Consider the following 3257-nt stretch of genomic DNA (forward strand, 5'->3'; position numbering starts at 1 on the left):
ACTGCGGCGCCAGCGGGCAGATCCTGGTCCGCGGCGACTCGGCCTACGGCAACCGCAAGGTGGTACGGACCTGCCGGCGCGCGAACGCACACTTCTCGTTGGTGATGACCCGCAACGCGGCCATCGACCGAGCGATCGCCGCCATCGACGACGATGCCTGGACCCCGGTGTCCTACCCCGGTGCGGTCCGCGATCCCGACACCGGGGCCTGGATCTCCGATGCCGAGGTCGCCGAAATCCCCTACACCGCCTTCGCATCCACCAAGGACCGAACCATCGCCCGACTGGTGGTGCGCCGGGTCAAGGACGCCCGCTACCCCGACGCGCTGTTCCCGGTGTGGCGGTATCACCCGTTCCTGACCAACACCAAACCTGCCCGTCGACGTCGCTGACATCACCCACCGTCAACACGCGATCATCGAAACCGTGTTCGCCGACCTGATCGACGGACCACTGGCACACATCCCCTCGGGTCGCTTCGGCGCGAACTCCGCCTGGGTGCTCTGTGCCGCGATCGCCCACAACTTGCTGCGCGCCGCCGGCGTGCTGGCCGGTAACCAGCACACCCGAGCTCGCGGATCCACGCTGCGCCGCAAGATCGTCAACGTCGCGGCCCGACTGGCCCGCCCCCAGCGCCGAACCATCCTGCATCTACCCAGTCACTGGCCCTGGTCGACGGCTTGGCTTGCACTGTGGCACAACACCATCGGACACAGCCCACCGATACCAGCAACACCCTGACCACCCGCCACCAAGGCCCAACCGGAGCGCATGGGAAAAGCTGGACAGACCAGCGGATACCTCACGACCACACCCTGACAGTCAACATCAAGAAAACCCGTAACCAGCCACCACAACCCTTTCGGTGAATCCAGGCTTAGGCAGAACTTTCGGCCAGCAGATCGGTCAGCTTCCGAACGCCTTCTTGGGAGGCGACGTCGGCTCGGGCAGCACACCCGGGTACGGCATTTCGAGCGCTTCGCGCTGCACGACGAAGAGCTGCTCGCAGGCGGCCAGGGCGGCGTCGAGCATCTTGTCCAGCGTCGTTCGCGGGAACGTCGCCCCCTCACCCGTCCCCTGGATCTCGACCAGGGTTCCGGTGTCGGTGGCGACGACGTTCATGTCCACCTCGGCGCGCGAATCCTCCTCGTACGGCAAATCTGTTCGCACGCGTCCGTCGACAACGCCGACGGACACCGCCGCGATGGCGCACGACAGCGGTCGCGGGTCCGACAGCCGATTCGCGGCGGACAGGTAGGTCACCGCATCCGAGAGCGCCACGTAGGCGCCGGTGATCGCCGCGGTACGCGTGCCGCCGTCGGCTTGCAGGACGTCGCAGTCGATCGCAATGGTGTTCTCGCCCAACGCACCGAGGTCGATGCACGCCCGAAGCGAACGGCCGACGAGTCGGCTGATCTCCTGGGTGCGGCCGCCGACCTTGCCCCTGACCGACTCCCGGTCTGAACGGGTGTGGGTGGCGGCAGGCAGCATCGCGTACTCGGCGGTGAGCCAGCCCAGGCCGGAACCCTTGCGCCACCGGGGTACGCCCTCGGTGACGCTGGCCGTGCACATGACGCGGGTCTGACCGAACTCGACGAGCACTGATCCGGCCGGATGCTTGGTGAAGCCGCGGGTGATGACTACCGGTCGCAACTCGTCGTCGAGTCGCCCGTCTTCTCGTCTGGACACCCGCCAACCCTAACCGGTGGCGGCGACGATCTAGTGAGCCGCGACCTCGAAGGCCTCGTTGCACACCACGGCGTGCACCGGCCCTTCGAACTCCGCCTTGGCCTCGCTGATGACGTCCTCCCGCGATGTCCATGGCGGAATGTGGGTCAAGAGCAGTTCGTGCACGCCGGCCTTGGCGGCGGCGCGGCCCGCCTCGGTGCCCGAAAGATGCAGTCGGGGCGGCCGATCCGGGGCATCTGTCCACGACGCTTCGCACAGGAAGACGTCCGCGCCGCTCGCCAGCTCGATCAACTCGTCGCAGTAGCCGGTGTCACCGCTGTAGACGAGTGTCGCCCCCGACGGATCGGTGAAGCGCATGCCGTAGGACTCGGTCGGGTGGCACACCATGCGGGGCAGTACGGTCAGCGCACCGATCTGCACCGGCTCCTTGTCCACCCACTGGCGGATGTCGAAGATGTCGGAGAAATCGTCGATCTCGCCGCCCTCCGGTGAGGATGCTGCGCCCAACCGCGACCAGGTCTCGGACGGGCCGTACATGAGCGCGCGGCCCTTGGGTGGCGACGGGTGGTACCGGCGCCACACGAAGAGACCGGGCAGATCCAGACAGTGGTCGGCGTGCAGGTGTGACAGCAGAACGCTGACGGTTCCCGGATCCGCGTGGCGCTGTAGCGCGCCGAGGACGCCGCCGCCGAAGTCGACTGCGAGCGGCGGGGTGTCCGGAGCCGTTATCAGGTAACCCGAAGCAGGCGAATCTGGCCCGGTGACACTACCGGAACAGCCCAGTACGGTGATTCGCACGCACACCAGCTTGCCATGCCCAATCAGCGTGTGATGAAAACCTCTCCGCATTTCGCGTCGAGTTTCATGATCCCGTCAATTCGTGATTCGTGACCAGGAGTGATGCCGAGCGAGACGGGGCACGCAGTTGTCGCAAATGTGGCGAACGCCTCATCTCAGCAAAGGCGGGCTTACGGTCAGAACGACAGCTGGGGCGTAGGCCCTCGCTTGCCGCGTTCGCGTGCCTTGCGCTCGGGTCCGGAGAGCAAGTACGCGGCGATCACCCCTGCGATGCCGCCACACAGGTGGCCCTGCCACGACACCCCGAACGTGCCGGGCAGAGCGCCCCACAGGACGCCGCCGTACACCAGGAAGACGAGGATTCCGACGACGATCTGCCACGCGTGTCTGGTGAAGAAACCGAACACGACCAGGAACGTCAACCAGCCGAAGATCAGCCCGGACGCACCGATGTGGTTGGTCTCCACGGCGACCCCGTTAGAGCTGGGCGCCCCGAGATTGCCGATGAGCCAGGTGCCCAACCCGCCGAGAAGCCACACGATCACGGTGGCGTAGATGAACCTGGACATGCCGGCCAACGACACCAGGAAGCCGAGCACCAATGCCGGAACGGTGTTGGCGATCAGGTGCGCCCAGTTGGCGTGCAGCAGCGGTGCCCAGAGGATGCCCCACAGCCCGTCCGTCTCGAGCGGCCGAATGCCGTCCTGCTCCAGTCGACTGCCGGACACCTGATCGATGGCCTCGATGACGTAGAGCAGAGCGACGAAGCT

At 66.4% G+C, this 3257-nt stretch carries 3 protein-coding genes and 1 pseudogene; 1 reads left to right on the plus strand and 3 read right to left on the minus strand.

Annotation, left to right across the window (positions count from 1 at the left end; translation table 11 throughout):
- A pseudogene (locus QOI01_RS25790) lies at positions 1 to 741 on the plus strand (IS1380 family transposase); the annotation flags it as partial.
- Positions 742 to 906: 165 nt separating this feature from the next.
- Here QOI01_RS25790 and rph read toward each other — a convergent pair.
- From rph to QOI01_RS25805, 3 genes are all read right to left on the minus strand, one after another.
- Positions 907 to 1689: a ribonuclease PH gene (gene rph / locus QOI01_RS25795; protein ID WP_526386012.1), complete on the minus strand. Its 783-nt coding sequence runs from the start codon at positions 1687 to 1689 to the stop codon at positions 907 to 909.
- 30 nt (positions 1690 to 1719) lie between these two features.
- On the minus strand, positions 1720 to 2538 hold the full coding sequence (locus QOI01_RS25800; RefSeq protein WP_526386013.1) for a cyclic nucleotide-degrading phosphodiesterase: 819 nt from the start codon (positions 2536 to 2538) through the stop codon (positions 1720 to 1722).
- 125 nt (positions 2539 to 2663) lie between these two features.
- A partial coding sequence (locus QOI01_RS25805) for a rhomboid family intramembrane serine protease (RefSeq protein WP_526386014.1) occupies positions 2664 to 3257 on the minus strand: 594 nt, incomplete at its 5' end.

Source organism: Mycobacterium sp. (genome assembly GCF_032162605.1).
Classification (GTDB): Bacteria; Actinomycetota; Actinomycetes; order Mycobacteriales; family Mycobacteriaceae; genus Mycobacterium.

Bases quoted from the DNA above. Each gene is read 5' to 3' on its own strand.
- QOI01_RS25800 (WP_526386013.1), bottom strand. From the start codon at position 2,538: ATGCGGAGAGGTTTTCATCACACGCTGATTGGGCATGGCAAGCTGGTG.